This is a genomic window from Prevotella sp. AM23-5, assembly GCF_003473645.1.
GTDB lineage: Bacteria > Bacteroidota > Bacteroidia > Bacteroidales > Bacteroidaceae > Prevotella > Prevotella copri_A.
In genome coordinates, this window is record NZ_QUCG01000168.1 from 1 (window position 1) to 1,315 (window position 1,315).

Consider the following 1,315-nt stretch of genomic DNA (forward strand, 5'->3'; position numbering starts at 1 on the left):
CCCTGCTGGGGGCATGCCCCCAGCAGGGAAGCCTTTTCGGCTGCAAAGTTACATAATTTTAAATCTATCTCCAAATTTTATTGCCAATTGTTGAGAAATTTGTCCCCAATTTGCCAGTGGCATAGTCCATTTCTTACGGATGTTGCGGTAAGCTAAGTACACAAGCTTCTCCAAAGAATTATCCGTAGGAAAGACCCCTTTAGTCTTTGTGACCTTTCTTACCTGTCTGTGATACCCCTCAACCGTATTGGTCGTATAAATGAGTTTACGGATGGCTGGAGTATATTGGAAATACTCTGTCAGACGTTCCCAATTGTCACGCCATGACTTGATGACAATTGGGTACATCTCTCCCCACTTAGACTCTAACAGGTCTAAATTAGCAGCAGCGGAGTCTTTGTTTACTGCACCATATACTGTTCTTAAATCCTTGATAAACTCCTTTTGATGCTTACTGCCAACATACTTGATAGAATTGCGTATCTGATGGACAATACAGAGCTGCACAGAACTCTCAGGAAATACGCTTTGGATGGCATCTGGGAAGCCTTTGAGACCATCAATACAACAAATCAAGATGTCTCGAACACCACGGTTCTGAAGATCCGTAAGAACTTCTAGCCAGAAGTTAGCTCCTTCACTCTTAGACACATACATACCTAACAGTTCTTTTTGGCCTTCCATGTTGATACCAAGAATGTTGTAAATGGCTCGTGTGACAGCTCTGCCATTCTCATCCTTTACCTTATAATGGATAGCATCAAGCCAGCAAATGGCATATACAGGATCGAGCATGCGAGACTTCCAGGCGGTGATTTCGGGTAATACACGGTCTGTTATAGAGCTGATAGTATCGGCTGATAGAGTTGTGTTGAACTCACGCTCAAAGTAGCTGCTGATGTCACGTGTGCTGGTGCCCATGGCGTACATCTCAATAATCTGGTCAGCCATGCCATTGGCAAGAATAGTCTCACGCTTCTTTACGGTCTCAGGTTGGAAAGTTCCATCTCGGTCACGAGGAGTCTCTATAGTGACCTCACCATATTTTGTTTGAACCTTCTTACTCATCTTACCATTACGACGGTTGCCGGAAGAGCGTTCCTCTTCACTTAAATGAGCGTCCATCTCACCTTCGAGAGCTGAGTTGAGAATACGCTCTAACAATGGAGCTAATGCTCCGTCCTTGCCAAATAAGGCTTCACCACTACGCAACTGCTGAGCTGCTTTCTTGTAATCAATTTCTAAGTTGTCCATAATATAAAAACTGTGTTAAACTACTTTTATTGTAGCTTGACACAGTTTAGTTTACACTCTC

1 protein-coding gene is annotated in these 1,315 nt (G+C 43.4%); it reads right to left on the minus strand.

The window, feature by feature from the left end; genetic code table 11:
- Nucleotides 1-48: 48 nt before the first annotated feature.
- Nucleotides 49-1,254 carry an IS256 family transposase gene (locus DW657_RS17340; RefSeq protein WP_118313578.1) on the minus strand — a complete coding sequence of 402 codons (1,206 nt, stop codon included), beginning with the start codon at nucleotides 1,252-1,254 and terminating at the stop codon, nucleotides 49-51.
- Between the last annotated feature and the right edge of the window lie 61 nt (nucleotides 1,255-1,315).